Source organism: Alkalihalobacterium elongatum, assembly GCF_019024285.1.
GTDB lineage: Bacteria > Bacillota > Bacilli > Bacillales > Bacillaceae_F > Alkalihalobacterium > Alkalihalobacterium elongatum.
Genome location: NZ_WMKZ01000014.1, coordinates 1 through 21,347 on the forward strand (window position 1 = coordinate 1; position 21,347 = coordinate 21,347).

Annotated in this window: 21 protein-coding genes; 8 read left to right on the forward strand and 13 right to left on the reverse strand. The window is 39.5% G+C overall.

Going from position 1 to position 21,347, the window contains the following annotated elements; genetic code table 11:
- Positions 1-436: 436 nt before the first annotated feature.
- The 4 genes from argS to speE all read right to left on the reverse strand — a co-directional run bounded on the left by argS (position 437) and on the right by speE (position 4,448).
- Positions 437-2,104: an arginine--tRNA ligase gene (argS, locus tag GKP30_RS14110; RefSeq protein WP_216830096.1), complete on the reverse strand. Its 1,668-nt coding sequence runs from the start codon at positions 2,102-2,104 to the stop codon at positions 437-439.
- The gene (locus tag GKP30_RS14115) at positions 2,101-2,541 is read right to left on the reverse strand and encodes a DUF1934 domain-containing protein (protein WP_216830097.1); all 441 of its coding nucleotides are present in this window, start codon (positions 2,539-2,541) and stop codon (positions 2,101-2,103) included. The genes argS and GKP30_RS14115 overlap by 4 nt, the downstream gene beginning before the upstream one ends.
- Positions 2,542-2,732: 191 nt before the next feature.
- On the reverse strand, positions 2,733-3,608 hold the full coding sequence (gene speB / locus GKP30_RS14120) for an agmatinase (protein WP_216830098.1): 876 nt from the start codon (positions 3,606-3,608) through the stop codon (positions 2,733-2,735).
- A 12-nt stretch (positions 3,609-3,620) separates the two neighbouring features.
- The gene (gene speE, locus GKP30_RS14125) at positions 3,621-4,448 is read right to left on the reverse strand and encodes a spermidine synthase (protein WP_216830099.1); all 828 of its coding nucleotides are present in this window, start codon (positions 4,446-4,448) and stop codon (positions 3,621-3,623) included.
- A gap of 356 nt (positions 4,449-4,804) precedes the next feature.
- Between speE and GKP30_RS14130 the strand changes: the two genes are divergently transcribed.
- Complete coding sequence (locus tag GKP30_RS14130; RefSeq protein ID WP_216830100.1) at positions 4,805-6,877, forward strand: transglycosylase domain-containing protein; 2,073 nt, start codon at positions 4,805-4,807, stop codon at positions 6,875-6,877.
- Positions 6,878-7,143: 266 nt separating this feature from the next.
- Here the strand turns inward: GKP30_RS14130 and GKP30_RS14135 are convergent, their stop codons facing one another.
- On the reverse strand, positions 7,144-7,677 hold the full coding sequence (locus GKP30_RS14135) for a YwhD family protein (RefSeq protein ID WP_216830101.1): 534 nt from the start codon (positions 7,675-7,677) through the stop codon (positions 7,144-7,146).
- A 201-nt stretch (positions 7,678-7,878) separates the two neighbouring features.
- Between GKP30_RS14135 and GKP30_RS14140 the strand changes: the two genes are divergently transcribed.
- On the forward strand, positions 7,879-8,067 hold the full coding sequence (locus GKP30_RS14140) for a 2-hydroxymuconate tautomerase (protein WP_236035094.1): 189 nt from the start codon (positions 7,879-7,881) through the stop codon (positions 8,065-8,067).
- A gap of 89 nt (positions 8,068-8,156) precedes the next feature.
- On the opposite strand, the gene GKP30_RS14145 is transcribed toward GKP30_RS14140, so the two are convergent.
- Both GKP30_RS14145 and GKP30_RS14150 read right to left on the reverse strand, forming a co-directional pair.
- A complete protein-coding gene (locus GKP30_RS14145) occupies positions 8,157-8,660 on the reverse strand; it encodes a YwgA family protein (RefSeq protein WP_216830102.1) in 504 nt (167 codons plus the stop codon).
- Positions 8,661-8,674: 14 nt separating this feature from the next.
- Positions 8,675-9,970: an HD domain-containing protein gene (locus GKP30_RS14150; RefSeq protein WP_216830103.1), complete on the reverse strand. Its 1,296-nt coding sequence runs from the start codon at positions 9,968-9,970 to the stop codon at positions 8,675-8,677.
- Positions 9,971-10,119: 149 nt separating this feature from the next.
- Between GKP30_RS14150 and GKP30_RS14155 the strand changes: the two genes are divergently transcribed.
- Positions 10,120-10,827: a class I SAM-dependent methyltransferase gene (locus GKP30_RS14155; RefSeq protein ID WP_216830104.1), complete on the forward strand. Its 708-nt coding sequence runs from the start codon at positions 10,120-10,122 to the stop codon at positions 10,825-10,827.
- A gap of 44 nt (positions 10,828-10,871) precedes the next feature.
- Here the strand turns inward: GKP30_RS14155 and GKP30_RS14160 are convergent, their stop codons facing one another.
- Positions 10,872-11,093 carry a DUF1450 domain-containing protein gene (locus GKP30_RS14160; protein ID WP_216830105.1) on the reverse strand — a complete coding sequence of 74 codons (222 nt, stop codon included), beginning with the start codon at positions 11,091-11,093 and terminating at the stop codon, positions 10,872-10,874.
- Between the two features lie 140 nt (positions 11,094-11,233).
- Here GKP30_RS14160 and GKP30_RS14165 point away from each other — a divergent pair, with 140 nt between their 5' ends.
- Entirely contained in the window at positions 11,234-12,076 is an 843-nt protein-coding gene (locus tag GKP30_RS14165) for a lipoate--protein ligase family protein (protein ID WP_216830106.1), read from the forward strand.
- A gap of 33 nt (positions 12,077-12,109) precedes the next feature.
- On the opposite strand, the gene pta is transcribed toward GKP30_RS14165, so the two are convergent.
- Positions 12,110-13,099: a phosphate acetyltransferase gene (gene pta, locus GKP30_RS14170; RefSeq protein ID WP_216830107.1), complete on the reverse strand. Its 990-nt coding sequence runs from the start codon at positions 13,097-13,099 to the stop codon at positions 12,110-12,112.
- A 510-nt stretch (positions 13,100-13,609) separates the two neighbouring features.
- Here pta and GKP30_RS14175 point away from each other — a divergent pair.
- From GKP30_RS14175 to gerQ, 4 genes are all read left to right on the forward strand, one after another.
- Entirely contained in the window at positions 13,610-14,350 is a 741-nt protein-coding gene (locus GKP30_RS14175; protein ID WP_216830108.1) for an enoyl-CoA hydratase/isomerase family protein, read from the forward strand.
- Between the two features lie 124 nt (positions 14,351-14,474).
- Complete coding sequence (gene hemQ / locus GKP30_RS14180) at positions 14,475-15,224, forward strand: hydrogen peroxide-dependent heme synthase (protein ID WP_078429663.1); 750 nt, start codon at positions 14,475-14,477, stop codon at positions 15,222-15,224.
- 295 nt (positions 15,225-15,519) lie between these two features.
- Positions 15,520-15,951, forward strand: a complete 432-nt coding sequence (locus GKP30_RS14185) for a cell wall hydrolase (protein ID WP_216830109.1) — start codon at positions 15,520-15,522, stop codon at positions 15,949-15,951.
- A 39-nt stretch (positions 15,952-15,990) separates the two neighbouring features.
- Positions 15,991-16,674 (forward strand): spore coat protein GerQ, encoded by a 684-nt coding sequence (gene gerQ, locus GKP30_RS14190; protein ID WP_407928620.1) that lies wholly within the window; start codon positions 15,991-15,993, stop codon positions 16,672-16,674.
- 141 nt (positions 16,675-16,815) lie between these two features.
- Here gerQ and GKP30_RS14195 read toward each other — a convergent pair whose 3' ends face one another.
- From GKP30_RS14195 to GKP30_RS14210, 4 genes are all read right to left on the reverse strand, one after another.
- Entirely contained in the window at positions 16,816-17,187 is a 372-nt protein-coding gene (locus GKP30_RS14195) for a DUF423 domain-containing protein (RefSeq protein ID WP_216830110.1), read from the reverse strand.
- Between the two features lie 190 nt (positions 17,188-17,377).
- Positions 17,378-17,593, reverse strand: coding sequence for a hypothetical protein (locus GKP30_RS14200; RefSeq protein WP_236035096.1), 216 nt, complete (start codon positions 17,591-17,593; stop codon positions 17,378-17,380).
- The gene (locus tag GKP30_RS14205) at positions 17,568-19,250 is read right to left on the reverse strand and encodes an ATP-binding protein (RefSeq protein ID WP_216830112.1); all 1,683 of its coding nucleotides are present in this window, start codon (positions 19,248-19,250) and stop codon (positions 17,568-17,570) included. The genes GKP30_RS14200 and GKP30_RS14205 overlap by 26 nt, the downstream gene beginning before the upstream one ends.
- Positions 19,251-19,414: 164 nt before the next feature.
- On the reverse strand, positions 19,415-21,196 hold the full coding sequence (locus GKP30_RS14210; protein ID WP_216830113.1) for a M3 family oligoendopeptidase: 1,782 nt from the start codon (positions 21,194-21,196) through the stop codon (positions 19,415-19,417).
- Positions 21,197-21,347 lie beyond the last annotated feature (151 nt).

The following is a 21,347-nucleotide window of genomic DNA, read 5'->3' on the forward strand; positions in this document are numbered from 1 at the left end:
CATTCAGGCTCTTTAGTTACCTCTATCTCGATTTTTCCTATCTCACGGGCACTTTTCCTTCGCTTTAGTGACCGCCTCTTCTACTTTTTTCACTGCGCGGGCACCATTCAGGCTCTTTAGTTACCTCTATCTCGATTTTTCCTATCTCACGGGCACTTTTCCTTCGCTTTAGTGACCGCCTTTTCTACTTTTTTCCCTGCGCGGGCACCATTCAGGCTCTTTAGTTACCTCTAGCTGGATTTTTCCTATCTCACGGGCACTTTTCCTTCGCTTTAGTGACCGCCTCTGCTACTTTTTTCATTGCGCGGGCTCTATTCAGGCTCTTTAGTTACCTCTATCTGGATTTTTCCTATCTCACGGGCACTTTTCCTTCGCTTTAGTGACCGCCTCTTCTACTTTTTTCACTGCGCGGGCACTATTCATGGCACCTTTCGCCTTACATTTTTTCTGGTGCCGATACTCCAATTAGTTTTAACGCGTTTTGCAGTGTGACTTGTACAGATTTTACTAGTGCAAGACGAGCTGCACTCTTCTCACGATCTTCTGGGTCGATTACGCGCTCTGCATTGTAAAAGCTGTGTAGAGCTGAAGCTAGGTCAAACGCATAGTTAGTTAGGCGGTGCGGTGACAGTTTTTCAGCACTTTCTGCAATCGCCTCTGGGAATTCACCGACCTTTTTCAGTAAGTGGAATTCTTTTTCAGAGGAAATCAGGTTAAGGCTGCTCGTATCATCTAAAGGTAAGCCTTGTTCCTGGCCTTGTCTAAGCATACTGCAAATACGCGCATGCGCATATTGAACGTAGTATACAGGGTTCTCATTTGATTTACTTACAGCTAAGTCCATATCGAAATCTAATTGCGTGTCTGCACTACGCATCGCAAAGAAATAACGTGTTGCATCAATTCCTACTTCTTCCATTAAGTCACGTAGGGTTACAGCTTTTCCTGTACGCTTACTCATCTTCACTTTCTCACCGTTTTGGAACAGTGAAACCATTTGAATAATTTGTACATCCATTTGCTCTTCACCGTAACCAAGTGCTTGAATTGCAGCACTCATACGAGGAATGTACCCGTGGTGGTCTGCACCCCAAATGTTAATTAATTTATCAAAACCACGCTCTAATTTATCTTTATGATAAGCAATATCTGGCGTTAAGTACGTATATGTTCCATCATTCTTAATCAGTACACGATCTTTATCGTCACCGTATGTTGTTGAACGGAACCATGTGGCACCATCTTGCTCGTATGTTTCCCCTTTTTCTTCTAAAAGCTTTAATGTTTCAAGAACTTTTCCAGAAGTGTAAAGGGATGTTTCTGAAAACCAGTTATCAAATTCAACACGGAAGTCACTTAAGTCTTTCTTCAACTTTTCTAGCTCACGTTTTAATCCATATGCACGGAAAAATTCCATTCGCTCTTCTTCATCGACATGAACGAAACGGTCGCCATACTCCTTCGCTAAATCTTGACCAAAGCCGATGATATCTTCGCCGTGGTAGCCATCTTCAGGCATGTCTTTTTCTAGTCCAAGAGCTTGGTAATAACGAGCTTCAACAGACGTTGTTAAATTGTTAATTTGGTTACCAGCGTCATTAATATAATACTCTCTTTGAACATCGTAGCCTGCTTTACTTAATACGTTACACAGTGCATCTCCAACTGCCGCCCCGCGAGCATGTCCTAAATGAAGGCTACCCGTTGGATTTGCAGAAACAAACTCGATCTGGATTTTTGTTCCGTTTCCTACGTTTGTTTGACCATACTCTTCGCCTGCTTGAAGTACAGCTGGAATAATATCTCGTAAATAACCATTGTCCATATAAAAGTTAATGAACCCTGGTCCAGCGATTTCTACTTTTTCAATAGCTGCTTTTTCTTTATCGATGTGGTTTACAATATCCTCGGCGATCATACGTGGCGCTTTTTTAGCAACTCTCGCTAATTGCATCGCCATATTTGTTGCGTAATCACCATGTGCTTTATCTTTTGGGTTTTCTAGAACGACTTCAGGTATTTGACTTTCATCTACGCCTGAAGCTATGACCGCAGAAACGATTTCTGCTTTTAGCTTTTCTTTCATTTGCTCTACACTGTTCATTCGTTTTCCTCCTCAATTGTGATCGTTACATCAAACGTTCCCGAAGGTTCACCCTGTAAGAAATAATCATATTTCAACTGGAGTTTGCCCTTCGTTTTATTCGCTGGCCAATTATAATGACAGACATGTGTTTTTGCCGTTGTTTGCCAGTATCCGAATGGACTTCGGTATATGCCTTCTGTTTTTTCTCCAACCGTATAGGTTTGCCGCATAGACAAGTCCCCTTGCCGGATAATGGTTACCTCATTCTCCCCAATTTTTACGGTTGTTTGAACATTTACTTTATCGTTATGTACTTCTTTAAATAGTAAATATGTATACCCTTTTTTAACATAAATATTACCCTTCCCATTGAGGGAGAGCCTTTCCTTTTCGCCACCTTGGCGAATCGTTGTTTCCATTTGAACAGTAATTGGTCTCTTTTCTTTCACGGACATTCGACTTGCCCACCTTTCTTTTTTCAAGTTTAGCGAGTTTGCCGCCCCGTTGCAAGAACAAATCGACCGTGGCCGTGCCATCGGTTGGTGCCAGGCACCTTTAACAATGCAGAGCATTAAAGGTGCCTGGCACCACAGTATAGTAAAGAAGCTGACTCAAGGATCTTATGAGTCAGCTCTTGCGGTGCCGTTTATTTTTGAACCCAGCCTAAAAGGATTTCACGGATAAATTTGCTTGCTGCGATTGGAGTTTGTTCTGTTGGGTCATATGCTGGTGCTACCTCAACTAAATCAGCTCCAATGACGTTTACATCAGAGTTTGCAATTGCGTGGATCGCTTCAAGTAACTCTTTAGATGTAATTCCTCCCGCTTCCGCTGTACCAGTACCTGGTGCGTGTGCTGGGTCTAATACGTCGATATCGATCGTAACATAAACGTTACGCCCTGCTAATGAAGGAAGTACCTCTTTTAGAGGCTCTGCTACATCGAATTTTGACATATGCATGCCTGATTCTTTAGCATATTGAAACTCTTCTCTCATTCCTGAACGAATACCAAATGAATACACATTTTCAGGACCGATCAGTTCACACGCTTTGCGAATAGGCGTTGAATGAGATAATGGTTCTCCCTCATAGCGCTCTCGTAAGTCCGCATGTGCATCAATATGAATGATTGCCATATCCGAGTATTTTTTAAACATCGCACGGAAAATTGGCCATGAAACTAAATGCTCTCCACCTAACCCAATCGGGAACTTACCATCAGCGATTAACTTATCCATATAATCTTCAATCATATCTAAGCTTCTGGCAGGATTACCGAACGGTAGTGGAATATCACCTGCATCGAAGTAATTCACTTCTTCTAAATGCTTGTCCAAATAAGGACTATACTCTTCTAAGCCTAAAGAAGCTTCACGAATTCTCGCAGGACCAAAACGCGAGCCTGGACGGAACGAAACGGTCCAATCCATCGGCATCCCATAAATTACTGCTTCACTTTCTTCATAGCTTGACCTGCTCATAATAAAAACATTTCCTGAATACGCCTCATCAAATCGCAAAACAAGTCCTCCTTATTTAATTAAATCTTCCACAAAACGGGGTAAAACAAATGCTGCTTTATGCAGATCTTTTGTGTAGTATTTCGTTTCAATGTCATGGAAACGACTTTCTTCAATTGCTAATGGGTCATGCTTTTTTGATCCAATCGTAAACGTCCAAAGTCCACTTGGATACGTTGGAATGTTTGCAATATATAAACGTGTAATTGGGAAAATTTCCTTCACATCACGTTGTACATTTGTAATTAACTCTGGTGTGAACCAAGGGTTGTCCGTTTGAGCGACAAACACACCGTCTTCTTTTAGTGCTTTTGAAATTCCTGCATAAAAGCCTTTCGTAAATAAGTTTACAGCAGGTCCCACAGGCTCTGTTGAGTCAACCATGATCACATCATACTCATTTTCACTGTTAGCAATGTGCATGAAGCCATCATCGACCTTGACTTCCACTCGAGCATCGTCTAACATACCTGCAATTTCAGGTAAGTATTCTTTTGAATACTCGATAACTTTTCCATCGATTTCTACAAGCGTTGCTTTTTTCACAGATGGGTGTTTAAGAACTTCACGAATTACACCTCCGTCACCGCCACCAACAACTAACACGTTTTCGGGGTTAGGATGTGTAAAAAGTGGAACGTGCGCTACCATTTCATGATAGACGAACTCATCTTTTTGTGTTGTCATCACCATTCCGTCAAGAACGAGCATGTTCCCGAACTCTTCTGTTTCAACCATATCCAGTTTTTGAAAATCTGTTTGCTCTGTATGTAAAGTGCGCTTGATTTTCATCGTAATTCCGAAACGTTCAGTTTGCTTTTCAGTAAACCATAACTCCATGATCGTCACCTCTTAATATGATTTCTGTCTCTTAGTTTGCCCTAGTTTCTTGCTCTTACTAAAAGGTTGTTCAAAAAGTAACGTTTCATCCTCGATTTTCGTTTGAACTGAATCTAAGATTAAAGCGATATAGTGCAATTTCTGTGCCAAACAAAAAAAGTATAAAGGAAATGCACAAAAATGCAAGAGAATTTTTAGATATTGAGGATATTTGTGTTTAAAAATTCATTAATCTTCCAAAAATGATAAAGTCAAAGTTTGTTTATTCCTAGTTTATACGCTATTTATGATGAAGTTTTTATTTTATCTGCTATGAATATTGAAGTTATTAAATCTGATATAAAGAGGTGACTGAAATGGAAGTCATCGTAAAGCGACGATCGAGACGAAAGATCAGCTGGTTTAGGCGCTTATTTCGCTTTTCATTATTTATGATCGTTCTATGTATGTTTGCTGCGGTCTCATTGTTAACTTACTTAAAAATGGAAGGTGCTCCCGTTTTACAAGTTTCACAAACAACACGACTATTTGATGCCAATGATGCCATTATTGGAGAAAGTCATCAGGGACAAAACCGGTATTGGGTTCCACTCGAGGAAATAAGTGAGGATCTACTTCATGCTACTTTATCAATTGAGGACCGGAAATTTTACGAGCATTACGGTTTTGATCCAACGAGAATCGCGGGTGCAGTCGTTGCGAATATTAAATCTCGTGGTAGAGCACAAGGAGCTAGTACGATTACGCAGCAATATGCGAGAAACCTCTATTTGACGCATGATAAAACGTGGAAGCGAAAGATTAATGAAGCGCTCTATGCTCTGCGTCTTGAAATGTACTATACGAAGGATGAAATACTAGAAGGCTATTTAAATACGATTTACTATGGCCACGGGGCGTACGGAATTGAAGCTGCTGCTCATTACTTTTTTGATAAAAAAGCTTCAGAGCTTACTTTAGCAGAAGCGAGTCTTCTTGCTGGTATCCCTAAAGGACCTCGTTATTATTCACCACAGAACGATTTCGATCGCGCTAAACAACGCCAGGAGCTCATTCTACACTCAATGGTACAAACAGGTCATATCACATCAACTGAAGCTGAAGCTGCCAAAAATGAGCGTTTACATCTTGCTAACCCACAAAAAGATAACACAGCAGCTGTCGGTCCTTACTTTCAGGAGTATGTTAGAAATCTTTTAATTGATGAGTATAACATCGATGAGACCCTCATTGAACAAGGTGGTTTACAGGTTTTTACGACATTAGACCGAGATATGCAAGCGGAAGCAGAGCGCTGGGTGGAAACTGAACTAGGGCCAACCGAGGAATTACAAGCCGCGCTCGTTGCAGTTGATCCTCGTACTGGTGATGTAAAAGCCCTTGTTGGTGGCAGGAACTATGTGGAAAGTCCGTTTAACCGGGCAACACATGCAAGTCGTTCTCCTGGGTCAACGTTTAAGCCGTTTTTGTACTATGCGGCGCTAGAACACGGATTTACACCGTCATCGACTTTATTAAGTGAAGCAACTACTTTTACGTTTGATGATGGGAGGCCTGATTATTCGCCGTCAAACTTTAACGATAATTACGCGAATGATTTTGTAACGTTATTACATGCACTTGCATTCTCTGACAATATTTTTGCTGTGAAAACTCACCTGTTCTTAGATACAGAAACGCTGGTTGAGACAGCTGCACGCTTTGGTATTAAAAGTCCATTAGACAGCATTCCTTCACTTGCCTTAGGGTCAAATGGAGTTCGATTATTAGAGTTAACGAATAGTTACGCTAGCTTTACTAATGGAGGAAAGCGTGTTGAACCGAGGTTTGTTCGAAAAGTGGTTGATAAGAATGGACAGGTCATCTTTGAGAAAGAACCTGTTCATGAGCAAATTTTAGATCCGAAGCTAGCCTTTATTATGACTGACTTAATGACAGGGATGTTCGACCGCTCTATTAATGATTATGCAAGCGTAACGGGTGGTTCCGTTTCACACCTCGTAAGTAGACCTGTTGCTGGAAAATCGGGGTCTACCCCGTTTGACAGCTGGATGGTTGGGTTTACGCCCCAGCTTGTTACGGGAGTTTGGGTCGGTTATGACTTAGAAAAACGTCTAGACCACTCATCAGAAGGACAAATTGCGAAGCGAATTTGGGCGCAATTCACAGAACATGCGCTTAAAGATGACTTAAAGCTAGATTTTCACAAGCCACCAGGTGTAACTGGTGTTTACATCAACCCGAAAACAGGCTTGTTAGCTACAGATGAATGCCCTGTTAAGCGTCTAACCTATTATGTTTCGGGCACCGAACCTACCGAATACTGCCAACTCCATACAACAGATGAGGAAGCAGAAGTTCAAATGACCGAAGAGGAAGTTCACGAAAAAGAAAAATTCCTCGACCGCTTCATCAAATGGTTTAACTAAGGCGGTGCCAGGCACCTTTACCACAGTACATCATTAAAGGTGCCTGACACCCCACACCCATACCCACAGCACACTACGCCATTTTATTTACAAAAACGACAAAAGGCAGAGGTGAATTCCTCTGCCTTTTGTCGGTCCTAGTATAAATATGTGTTGATTTATACTAGTTTTAAGTTTAATTCCATTTTCCAAAAAGCTCAAGCCTTTGAATAAGAGTTCATAAATCGTTCAAAGATAACCAAAATTTAGTCTAGACAAATGAAATTTTATTGTTCTTCACCAAGAAGCTCTTGTCTTAACTTCAATTCAGAGTGTTTCCACATCTCTTCATTGTGGTTCTTTAAGAACTCCCCTAATATTTTCTTTGATTTCTCATCCATATGATCGACGATGATGTGGCCTTTTAAAGATTTATCCATACGGTTCACGTGTTCTGGTAAGCTTTTATAGCCTCGACGCGTTTCCATATCAATGATCATTTCACACGCTGTAACTCCTGCATAAAACGGCTTAGCACCTTTATTGTTTACCGATACCCAAACTAACCAGTACAACTTGCCATTAGGTGAGTCCTCCCGATTCGGTGTAAATTTAATGCGTTTTTCTACAGCAGAACGTGCGTGTAAAGCACCCATATCAACAAACGCTTCGTCATTTTCTGTGTTTACAATAATTGGAGAAACGTTGTTTAAATCGATAACGCCTGTCCCGTAACCTCCATGTCCATCTGTTGAGTCTGTACTCAAAATGTTAAAGCCTGTTTTTGTTTTTTTCTGCTTATCCTTTTCAAAGAGATCCATTAATCGATCATCCCTTCTTCTTATTCTATAATCAGCATACACGTTTCATGATGCGTTCATTCTATATTTTAGTGTATCACATGATGATTATTAGGTCATTTATCTCGTAAGCCAACGCTACAGCTTGAGTAAAGTTTTACATTATATGATATGCTAATGAAATAATTCTAATTTAATTTACATAGAAAAAGGAGAATTGCTATGCCATACGTAACAGTTAAGATGCTTGAAGGTCGTAATGAAGAACAAAAAAGAGCGCTCGTTGAAAAAGTAACAGATGCTGTTTCTGAAACAGTGAACGCTCCTAAAGAAAACATTGTTGTGTTTATCGAAGAAATGCCAAAAAACCACTACGCAGTCGCTGGAACTCGTTTAAGCGACAAAGCGTAAACTATAATCAAATCAAAACCCACTAAACATAAAAAGACGTAGAACCACCAACTGATTCTGCGTCTTTTCCTATTTAACACCGAACTCGCTTAATGTTGAAACATTTTTAATTGCTCAATGTAGGCAAAAGCTCGTTCCATCTCTTCTTCTGTATAGTTTTGCTTCTTTTTAACCGTCATGACCTTCTCGACAATTTCTTCTTTTTCCAACTCATCAAAATAAAGAACGGTTGAAACCAATTCAAGAAACCGTGAGCTTTGATCATTCATGCTTGATACTCTCGGTTTAATGTCTGGCAGGTCAAGGGTATACATATCTAGGAACTTTTCGCCTTCCTCTGTTAATATGTATCGGTATTGCTGATATCCGCTTTTCGTTTCCAACGTTTCTTGTAAAAAACCAAGGTTACAAAGTTCTTCAATACGAAGCGTTAGCTCTTCAGAGTAAGGACCGAACATATGAAACTTGAACCGTTCTGAAAATGGAATATCTAATTTTTTGGAAATAAAAACAATCTTTTGCAGCTTTTTCCGTCCAACAATTTCACCTGCTTGTTGAAACATCGTTAGCAGCTTAACATGTTCCTTTAGCAAAACGCTCCTCCCCTTCATTTAAAAAGAATATCTTTAATTTGTTGTTTTATCGCAGCATTCTCTGTTTCATCTTCTAGAACATCGAATGGAAAATATAGTTTATGGTCTGTTCGTTTTTTTCCTGATATCGCTTCAACGACGTCTGATTCCCGTGAAAGCTCACGGATTTTTCCGTTTGGCATTTGCAAGTGGATCGGCAGTCGCTCTTCTTCCTCACCTGGACGATAAAAATCATATGGGAGGTCAGAGGATGAATCTACTACAAGATAGTACTCTGGGTCAATATTAGCTTGCTGGAAAAGCTGGTAAAGTACTGGCCACTCTTTCATCTGCAAATTCGGATTAAATTCGACGTATTTAAACAATCTTCTATTTAAAAATCTACCACAAAGATCACTTAAAATGCGATCATCTTCATCCTGCCAAATTTGGAAATAATAAAGGATTATCGCCTCATCAAGCCGCAAATAGTCCTCGATACTCATCTTTTCATTAAAGAGTGAATAAAAATGAACAGGCTCTTGTTTAAATTTGTATCCCGCCTCATAGAGGTGCTTTGTCCGCATTAAAATTTTACTTAAAATTACTTCAGCACTTCTAGTCACTGGGTGAAAATAGACTTGCCAATACATTTGATAGCGGCTCATAATATAATCCTCTACCGCATGCATTCCACTTTGCTTAATAACCACTTGATCCTCCATAGGACGCATGACACGCAAAATTCTTTCCATATCAAAATGACCGTAGCTTACCCCAGTAAAATACGCATCGCGCTGCAAATAATCCATTCTATCAGCATCAATTTGACTAGAAATTAAACTAACAACTAATTTATTACTGTAGGTTTTCTCAATAACATCAGCGACTTTTTGCGGGAAGTCATCACCCATTTTACGTAATACTTGATTAATTTCCGTATCTCCTATAATAATCTCTCGCGTCCACTCTTCGTGATCGGTATTAAATACTTTTTCAAAAGAGTGCGAGAAAGGTCCGTGACCAACATCGTGTAAAAGTGCTGCACATAAACACAGTAACCGTTCGCTGTTATCCCAATGCGGCCGACCTTGAAACACTTCGATAATTCTTCTTGTAATTTCATAAACGCCAAGGGAGTGGTTAAAACGGGAATGTTCGGCACCGTGGAACGTAAAAAAAGTAGTCCCTAATTGACGTATTCGTCGTAACCGTTGAAATTCCCTTGTACCAATTAACTCCCAAATGAGTGTATCCCGAACGTGTATGTAACGATGGACAGGGTCTTTAAATACTTTTTCTTCACTTAATTGACCATTTATATTTTGCATTAAGCACACTCCATCTCCATTTTATCTAATTATATTATACAAAAGTTATAAGACGTTGTCTCAACAGCCTCAACAGCTTAACGAAATAATAATCTTTCAGAATTTTATGGTAAAATAATGGGAGTTTGTTTAAGGGGGGCTTTATAAAAGTGAATATTGACTACATTCGGCAAGAAGAAGCGAGATACCACAATGCGTTTTACAAAGAAAATAAGCTGTTTGAAAAAGGTTCATGGCTTTATAAGCCCGTTCAGAAGACTCTGCACTACTTTAATGTTGTTAGTGAAAAGCAAGGTATGCGAATTCTAGATCTTGGCTGCGGTGTAGGTCGTCATAGTATTCCTCTCGCTGAAAAAGTAAAGCAAACAAACGGGCTTGTCGATTGTGTCGATCACCTTGAAACGGCCATTGAAAAGCTTAAAGAGTACAGCTCCGAGTTTCAAGTTCAGGCAAATATTTATCCAGTGTTATCCCTCATAGAGGAGTTTCCCATTGAGGAACAAGCATATGATTACATTTTAGCCATATCAAGTGTAGAGCATGTCGCATCGGTCGATGTTTTCATAGATGTCTTAGAAAAAATGATTAGGGGTACGCGCGCAGGTGGGGTACATTACCTCGTTATCAATTCAGGGGTCGAAGAGATTGAAACGGCAACCAATAACAGTTTAGATCCTCTGTTTGAAGTGAATCTCCCTACAGAAGAAATGCTGCGCTTACTTCACGAGTTATACCTGGGTTGGACTGAACTTGAAGTCGTTGTTAAACCGTTAGAGTATACGATCCATCGAAAAGAGAAAGCTGTGTTATTAAAAACAAACGCGATCACTTTTGTCGTACAAAGTCCTACGGAATGAAGGACAGAAAAAAGCTACCTGTGACCGAATGGCACAGATAACTTTTATTTTAGTTTTTTACCAATTTTTTCAATTAATTGATCTTCATTTGCAGCCGATATGGGACGGTTATTGACCATCGTAAAAGACTTTTTCCGGCCTGGTCCACAATACGATTGACACCCGATATGAATTTCTGCATCAGAGTCTAGTTTTTTTAACCGAGGCAATAACGTTTTTATATTCGTGGCTTGGCAAATGTCACATATGCGAAATTCGTTTGCCATTAGAGTTAATTCCTTTCGATTCTTTATGGTAAGATGAGATAGTGTCTTTTATTCACAAAGGATAGTATACCATATCTACTATCGTTCGCAATCTTTAGGAATTTTAGACCTATTTAAGCTTTATTTGAGGAGTAAAGTAAATGAACACATTAACCAATCATCTCTCCAATCAAACGTGGCGGTTTATCGACCAATCAACACTGGGCGTTTACTTTGATGCGCTTCAGTCGTTTGCCTATGACGATGCATTATGTATTGCTGTCGGAAATGGCTCTTCAGACGCTTTGTTACGGACGTGGGTACACCACGATACGATTGTCCTCGGCATTCAGGATAGCCGTCTTCCTTTTGTCCAAGAAGGGATCGAGTTTTTAAATGAACAAGGCTATCATGTCATCGTTCGGAACTCTGGTGGCCTTGCTGTCGTACTAGATCAAGGCATCTTAAATGTATCACTAATTCTTAAAGAAGAGAAAAAATTCTCGATTAATGAAGGCTATGAACTCATGTTTGCACTGATTCAACAACTCCTGAAGCCTTATGGTGTGACTGTTGAAGCAAGAGAAATTGTCGGGTCTTATTGTCCAGGCTCATTTGACTTAAGTATAGATGGAAAGAAGTTTGCTGGGATTTCGCAACGCCGAATTCGCGGTGGTGTCGCAGTACAAATTTACCTTTGTGTCAGCGGCAGTGGCAGCGAACGGGCAAAACTCATTCAAACCTTTTATGACAAAGCTGTTCAAGGACAACCAACATCCTTTGAATACCCTCGAATTGTACCCGAAACGATGGCTTCGTTATCCGAATTAACTGGACAGAAGCTAACTGTACAATCGATCATTCATCAATTATTACTCACATTTAAAGAGCAAGGCGCACACCTTAGCTCATCAACGTTTACAGAAGAAGAACGACAATCCTACGAAGAACAATACATCCGTATCATAAAACGTAACGAACGCATAAGTGCCAGGCACCTTTAATGCTGCGCAGCATTAAAGGTGCCTGGCACCGTTTTAAGCAAGTACTTTGCGGGTGATGGATTGCATGGCTGTGATAAGTGAAAGCTTATACACATCAGCAACATTACATCCACGTGACAGATCGTTAACTGGTTTATTTAGACCTTGCAGAATTGGGCCAATCGCGTCATATCCACCAAGTCGCTGTGCGATCTTATAACCTAAATTTCCAGACTCTAGGCTTGGGAATATAAATACATTCGCCTCTCCTCTTAACGGTGAATCTGGAGCTTTCTTTTGAGCAACAGCTGGTACAAATGCTGCGTCAAATTGGAACTCACCATCGATAACTAAATCTGGACGAGCTTGTTGGGCTATTTTCGTTGCTTCAGATACTTTTCGGGTTTCAATCGATGATGCTGATCCTTTTGTTGAGAAGCTTAACATCGCTACTTTTGGATCGATGCCAAACACTTTAGCTGTTTCTGCTGTTGCAATTGCAATTTCTGCTAACTCTTCTGCATTCGGAGCAATGTTAATCGCACAATCTCCGAACACAAACTTTTGATCACCTTTCACCATAATGAAAACACCTGATGTTTTCTGAATTCCAGGCTGTGTTTTAATGATTTGCAATGCTGGGCGTACGGTATCTCCAGTAGAGTGGGCTGCCCCACTTACTAACCCATCTGCCTTATCGACATGAACAAGCATCGTTCCAAAATAATTTTCCTGCATTAATTTTTCGCGTGCACTATCTTCTGTTTCTTTTCCTTTACGACGCTCAACAAATGATGCAATCAACTCATCCAACTGGTTATATTTTGCAGGTTCTATAATTTCAACATCTTTAAAAGTTACACCTAACTCTTTTGACTTTGCGTAAATATCACTTTCTTTTCCAATGATAACTGGTTTGACTACTTCATCGTTTGATAGCTGCCCAGCAGCTTGTATTATTCTCTCATCCATACCTTCTGGCAAAACTACGTTCGGGTAATGACTTTTCACTTGTGCTTTAATTTCTGTAAAGAGATCACTCACTATAAATTCCTCCTACAATTGATCAGATGACCTTACCACCAAGCATACTCCTCTTTATTTAAAAAATAAACTATCTTAATTAATGTAGTAAAAATAGAAATTTTCGTGCATTTCCTGTTTATTCCAAACTGTATTAAAGCCTATTGTTGATGGGCTGATTGCTGATTTTGGTTCATCGTGTAGAATGTTCTTTTCAGCCACCTTCTCAAGCAACTAAAAGGTTCTTAGTAAACCCATTTTGGCATTAAGCTTTAACAGCAGCACCTATATTATTTATAAGGTAGTAATAGTAAATGTTTTTAGTGTTTTAGTCTGTCTACTGTGGATTTCGGTTAAGATACTCTTTTTCATCGTTTCCTTATTCAATTACACTCATACAGAAGGTGTCTCGTTAATATTTTACAGAAATAACAATAGCTATTTTTTCAGAATTTTCGTTATATATGTTGATAAAGTGAATGACTATTCATTATAATGGAAGCAGCTTATTTAATAAGGGAGTGGATTGGGATGGATCAAAATACTGTAACATATGAAGTACAAAATAATATCGCTACTATTTCATTAAATCGTCCAGCGGTTAAAAATGCAATTAATTCAGCGATGCACCGTGAGCTTTTTCAAGCTTTCCAGCAAGCAAATGAAGATGAAAGCGTTCGTGTCATTGTTTTGACTGGATCAGGCGATGCCTTTAGTTCTGGTGCAGATTTAAAAAGTGTTGCTACAGAAAATTTAGGTGACGTTGATTATGGTGACTACTTACGGGATACATACGATAAATTATTGCAATACATGAATACGATTGCAAAACCAACTGTAGCGTACATTAATGGTATTGCCGTTGGTGCAGGGCTAAGTCTAGCACTTGCTTGTGACTTCCGAGTTGCACAATACGATGCAAAAATGGCAATCAGCTTCTTAAAAATTGGGCTCGTCCCTGATGCTGGCGCGTCTTACTACCTTCCCCGCCTCATCGGTTTAGGAAAGGCTCTAGAGATGGCACTTGGTGAGCCGATTTCAGCAGAAGAGGCCTACCGCATTGGTTTAGTAAACAAAATTGGACAACCTGACGAACTCATTCAACAACTCGTTGCACTTCCAACCACTGCTTACGGATTAATGAAGAAAAATATGGGCAGCAGCTATGAGCACACATTAGCTGAAGTATTAAAGATGGAAGAAGATGCTCAAAGCGCAGCAGGAAAAACAAAAGAACATCTTATGGCCGTCCAGCGCTTCCTCCAAAAATAAGATCACTCTCGGTGTCAGGCACCTTTAACTCTGTAAAGTGTTGAAGGTGCCTGGCACCATTTTCTCTGTTTATGGTATAGTATGTTTTGATACATATATTTGATATTTCAAAGGAGTGGAAAGTATGAGTGAAGCAGCAGTTACTCTAGATGGTTGGTATTCTTTACACGATTTTCGCGCAATCAATTGGCCTGCATGGAAAACGCTTTCTAGTGAAGAGCGCCAACAAGTTTTAAATGAATTTATTGGTATGCTTGAAGAGTGGAACCAAACAGAAGAAAACAATGAAGGTAGTCATGCGCTTTACACGATCGTTGGTCAAAAAGCTGACTTTATGCTTATGCTACTTCGTCCAACTATGGAACAACTAAATGAAATTGAAACAGCATTTAATAAAACTCGTTTTGCTGAATATACAATTCCAACATATTCTTACGTTTCTGTTGTTGAGTTAAGTAACTATATGGCTGGTAAAGACGGTGGAGACCCGATGGAAAACCCTGAGGTTCGCGCTCGTCTTTTCCCTAAGTTACCTAAAGCAAAACATGTTTGTTTCTATCCGATGGACAAGCGTCGTCAAGGAAACGATAACTGGTACATGCTTCCGATGGAAGACCGCCGTAACATGATGCGTAGCCACGGTATGATCGGACGTCAATATGCAGGAAAAGTAAAGCAAATTATTACTGGTTCTGTTGGATTTGACGATTGGGAATGGGGCGTAACTTTATTCGCTGATGATGTCCTTCAATTCAAAAAGCTAGTATACGAAATGCGCTTTGATGAAGTTTCTGCACGATTCGGCGAGTTTGGCTCGTTCTACGTTGGAAACTTTTTAAACATCGATGGCATTGAACGTTACTTCCACGTTTAATTTTTCCATCAACAAAAATTACTAAAGGTTTTATGAGACCTTTCTTTAAGAAAAGTACTCAAATAATAGCCTTAGACCAAAAACACTATAGTATTTTTTCAGTCCAGTCCCGTATATAGGGACTGGTTTTTTTATAGAGATTTTTATCAAAAGGTCATAGTCCATTTTTTCCTTACATATATTTGAACTAACTGTGTTTGGGCATGCCGTAACACGATTAAGCCATGAAAAACCTATTCAATTGACAGTCCTCCAACTCACCACGTACGGCATCTAATGATTAGGAGGTGAACGAATGGCCGTTATAAAAGCCAACAGCAGTGATATTGATTTGATGGCTCGTTTAATGCGTGCTGAAGCAGAAGGTGAAGGAGAACTTGGGATGTTAATGGCCGGCAATGTAATGGTCAATCGAGTTCGATCTGCTTGTTTAGATTTTGTGGATATCAATTCAGTTCAAAGAATGGTGTTTCAATCACCTGGCGGCTTTGAAGCAACACAAAAAGGTTACTTCTACCAAGGAGCTCGCGAAAAAGAAAGAAGACTCGCACGACAAGTCATTAGAGGAGACCGACACCATCCAGCTGAATTTGCCTTATGGTTCTTCCGCCCTGAAGGATCTTGTCCCGCACAGTGGTGGGGACAGTGGAATTCAGGCCGCTATAAGCTCCATTGCTTCTACACACCTTTAGCATCAGAGTGTCCGCAAGTTTATAGTACATTTTAAAGAAAATTATACATTCAGAACATAAAAAGGAGTGATACAATGTATCAGCAACAATGGGATAATCAACCGACAATGGATGGCCACACACATATGCAACATCAGCAACCGACAATGGATCCAATGATGGAGCAGCATATGATGCAGCAACCTAAGATGGATCATCCTATGATGGATCATCCTATGATGCAACAGCCCATGATGCAGCAACCTATGATGCAACAACCTATGATGCAACAGCCTATGATGCAACAGCCTATGATGCAACAGCCTATGATGCAACAACCTATGATGCAACAGCCTATGATGCAACAACCTATGATGCAACAGCCTATGATGCAACAACCTATGATGCAACAACCTATGATGCCTCCATTATTTTATGCACCACAACCACAATTTCAGCAACAGCAATTCCCACAAATCCCTGGGATGCTGCCAATGGAACAATCTTATATTGAAAACATTCTTCGCCTCAATCGAGGTAAAGCTGCAAGAGTTTATATGACCTTTGAGAATAATCCTGAATGGCCTGCGCGTGTCTTTACTGGCCACGTTGAAGAAGCTGGAAGAGATCATATTATCCTTCATGACGATGTGAATGATAATTATTACTTACTATTAATGGTAAATCTTGACTACGTTGAATTTGATGAGCCAATAAATTACGACTACCCTTTTGGTCAAGCAATGCCATTAGCTCAATATCCTCCTCGTGAAGACTAAACAAGATATTTTTTAAAAAGGAAAATGGCTGACTCATTAAAAAGGTCAGGTCCTCCCCACACATATAGTTGCAATCATTCCTAATTGATACACTATAATTTGTGTGCACAAGAGGGCCTGACACTTGAGAGTCGGCCTTTTTTATGCTCTAAACATGCTTACAGCTAGAAGTACCCAACCGGCGATGAACGCGACTCCACCCAACGGTGTGATCATACCTAGCTTTGAGATGCCGGTAATTGCCAAAACATACAAACTACCTGAAAATAAAATAATTCCTAAAACAATGAGCCAGCCAGCCCAATGAACTAAACTAGACTCGACACTCTTCCAACTAATTAAACCAATTAAAATTAATCCGAGCGCGTGATACATATGATACTGTACACCCGTTTGGTAAATCTTTAAGTAATGCTCGGTGAGACGACCTTCCAATCCGTGAGCCCCAAATGCGCCTAATGCAACACCTAATGCAGCACCAATACTACCAAGGACGATAAATATGTTGAACATCTACTATTCTCCTTTACCTGACTATCGATTTTAGTTATAGAATAACACAACTCGTTTTAACAATAATAATCGCAGGCTCTTTTATAAAAGATTGTTGCTTTTTTGCTATTTGGACCGTTAACTTAGCGTGCCTTAGTCCTTACGTAATTATCGTGAGTGAAATGATGTTGGCAAAAACGTCGTTCGTTAACTAAAAGTCTAACAAGCTTCCTTCATCTTTAGTTGAATTAATATGACTTGTTGATGTTGTTACACTAGTAGTTGGTAAGACCTTTTTCTCTGGTAACATTTTAGCTTTCTCTGTAGCTACCCCTTCTTTGTCCATGACTAATTCACAGTAAGCTTGAATTAATTTTGCAGCCTCTTGCACTCCACGTTCGTTACCTTGAGCCACTTGTAATTTCATTTCGTTCACTTGTTTTTCGACTTTCGAAATTATATTCTGAACTGGAATATTCATTTATTGCCTCCTGTTCACCTACATCTTTATTTAAGTAAATATCTACAGTGGTTCCTTCACCTTCAACACTAGAAATTTTCAATTTACCGTTATGATGCTCAATAATACGGTCACAAATCATTAACCCAAGCCCTGTCCCTTTTTGTTTTGTCGTAAAAAACGGCTCACCGATTCGTTGAATAACTTCCTGTGGAATACCACTACCCTCATCCTTAATTTGAATATTAATGATGTTTTTATTAACCTCATAAACTTGGACATGAATGTGTCCACCATCGTCCATTGCTTCAATACTATTTTTTAGTAAATTAATTAATACTTGTTTTATTTGGTCTGGATCACATTCAACCGTCGTATCTTTGATAGAGAACTCAGACGTAATTGAAATGCTTTTCATGATTGCAGATGTATTTAAAAGAGTTAGGACTTCTCGAATTAAGTAACAAATCTTGACCCTTTCGAACTTTTGCACACTTGGTTTAGCTAATAACAAAAATTCGCTAATGATTTTATTAATTCTAGCAAGCTCACTTAACATCACAGGCACGTGATTGTTGGACTGATTTTCGCGTTGGTGCATTAGTTGCAGAAAACCAGAGATGACGGTAATTGGGTTACGAATTTCGTGAGCGACACCAGCAGCTAGCTGACCGACGACCGATAGCTTTTCTGATCTTCTAATAAACTCTTCTGTCTGTTTCTTTTCCGTAATATCCCTGATGATTGATGCTAGGGCAACAACTCTTCCATCTTCTGTTCGGATTGCTGATACTGATATTGCTACGTCCAATAAGCCGCGATCCTTCGTCCAATTTTTTAATTCTACCTCTCGAATGATTTCACCTTGTGAGACCAACATCCACTTTTCTTGCAACATACTAAGTTGATTTTCTTCGAGGTGCGGCATAACTCTACCTACCACCTCTTCATTTTTCCATCCGTACGTCTTTTCAAAACCACTATTCACTTGATAAATCTTCCCTTTTTTATCATGAATGACAATAGGGTCTGTCAGTTGATTAAATAGAGAATTTAAGTACCCTTTCGCCTCTATTAGCTGTTTTGATGTTTTCTCGGTTTTTAATTCAGCCTGTTGTAATAGGTTTTCAGTAAATCGGCTAGAAAATACTAAAAAGATCGTAACTAGTATTCCAAATAACACGACATAGACGACATCAATTTTGTCTGAACCTAGAAATAATTCGTTTTGGAACTTAAAGAAAAAATAAGTCGTTGCAATCGTCGTCAGAAAACTAGCAAATAAGATCGGTCTTACCAAATGAAAAATTGAACTCATGATGAGTCCTAACCAAATGAAGATGAAATTAATTAGCAACGGTTCATAGGCAATCAAGATGGAAAAGAAGCTAAAAACAAAAAATATAGTTATGTACATCGTCATTGTTGCTAGCTGTTTCTTTTTTGCAAGAAAATAAATGATAGCGCAAATGACAATACCCGTTGGAGCAATATATTTGAGTATTGCTGGATCAATCATTGCATTAATGATTAAGCTACATGTATAGAAAATGATTAAGAGTTTCGCCATTAATTGATTTCGTTTATAGATCAGGTCTAACCGTTTTTGCTTTTCAATACCCATAAAAGCTCTCCATTATTCGACATCTTTTCCCCTATTATACCATTACTTAAAATTTGCTGTCAGCGATGAAAATACTATAAAGAAAATGAAAATGAAGTGAATATGAAAATGGTGCCAGGCACCTTTAGTTGACTAAAGGTGCCTGGCACTGGATCTTTCTTTTTTTATTCCGTTAGTTCTAAGAATTGGTCGACGTCTTTAACGACAAGGTCGATCGCCTTCTGCCAGAAATCGGCTTGCGTAAGGTCAACGTTTAAGTGTTTCTGTGCCAACTCTTCAACGTTCATACTTCCTGTATCACGCAGTAACTCGACGTAACCATCTTCAAATGAAGCGCCCTTTTCAAGAGCATGTGCATAGACACCTAGGCTGAATAAGAAACCAAATGTATACGGGAAGTTGTAGAACGGAACCCCTGTAATGTGGAAATGTTGCTTAGCTGCCCAAAAGTGTGGGTGATACTCTGACAACGAGTCACAATAAGCTTCCTTCTGTGCTTCTACCATTAATTCATTTAAGTCGTTGGCCGAAAGGAGCCCTTCTTTTCTATTCTCATAAAATCTTGTTTCAAATAAGAAACGCGCATGAATATTCATAAAGAAGGCAATTGCTCGACCTAGTTTGCTCTCAATCAGAACGAGCTTTTCTTCATCTGATTCCGCTTGTTGTACCGCAGCATCACTAACGATTAGTTCTGCAAAAGTAGAAGCTGTTTCTGCCACATTCATCGCATACGACTGGGCAAAATTCGGCATGTCCCGCATCACGTAAGCGTGGTATGCATGACCTAATTCGTGTGCTAGCGTTGAAACATTAGATGCACTGCCGCTGTATGTCATAAATACACGTGTTTCACCGCTTGCTGGTAGAGTTGTACAAAATGCACCAGGTCGTTTTCCTGGTCGATTTTCTGCTTCAACCCAATCTTTTTCAAACGCCATCTTTGTAAACTCAGCCATTTTCGGGCTGAACTTTCCAAACTGTTCAATGATCGTTTCAGCTGCTTCTTCGTATGGAATCGATGAACTTGAGCTTCCGATTGGTGCATGTACATCATACCAAGCTAGTTTCTCTAACCCCAAATACTTCGCTTTGCGCTCTAAATACGGCATAAAGCGTGTTTTATTTTTCGTAATCGTATCCCACATCGCATTCAATGTCGCTTCTGACATGCGGTTAATTTCAAGAGGCTCTTTTAAAACATTCGTCCAGCCTCTTTTTTCATATAGACCTAATCTAAATCCTGCTAAATGATTAATCGTAGTAGCAAAAAGATCTTCGTTTTCAGTCCATGTTTTTTCCCACTTCCCAAAAGCATCGATACGAACCTGACGATCACTATTCGCTAGCTTATTTTCCGCTTGTCCGACAGACAGCTCTTCTGTTTTTCCGTTTTCTTCAAACGTAATTTTCATACTGTTGACAAGCGCATTATACATATCCGCCCAAGCATGGTAACCGCTCGTCGATAGCTTTTGTGCTAACTTTTCTTCTGCTGGGGATAGCTTCTCACTCGCTCGTTGTGCTCTTTCATTTAAATAAAAAGCTACATCTTTAAAGTGATTGTCAATCAGTGACTGTAATTCTGCCTCGTCTAACTGCATGATTTTTTCATCAATGCTCGTTAACACACCTTGATACAACGAGGACAGCTCTTTTGCTGTTCCACTTAACTGGATAGCCTTTTTATCAGCCGCGTTCTGCGCAGTTAAACAACCAATAAATGCGCCAACCTCTCTTACTTTTGCAGCAACATTTTGAGCGCTTTCAATAATTCCAACAAATTTATCTTTTTCTTTATGTAGTTCCGTTAATTGTTGAAGCGATTGTTCAAGAGCTACTAACTCTTCTTTTGTCTCTTTTATAAAGGATCGTAACTCCGTTGATTCACTTCCACCTGGAAAAATACTATCTAAGTCCCACAATTGATTATATTGAGTTTGCATGCCTCTTACTCCTCTCTTTGTTTCGTTACCCTAAATATTTTACACTACTTGTCTTGGAAAGAAAACGATAATCATCTCGGAATATATATGAAAGTTTCCTTACATCCTTGCTAGATTCACAAGCTAAAACACTCCCATTAAATTCGTTATC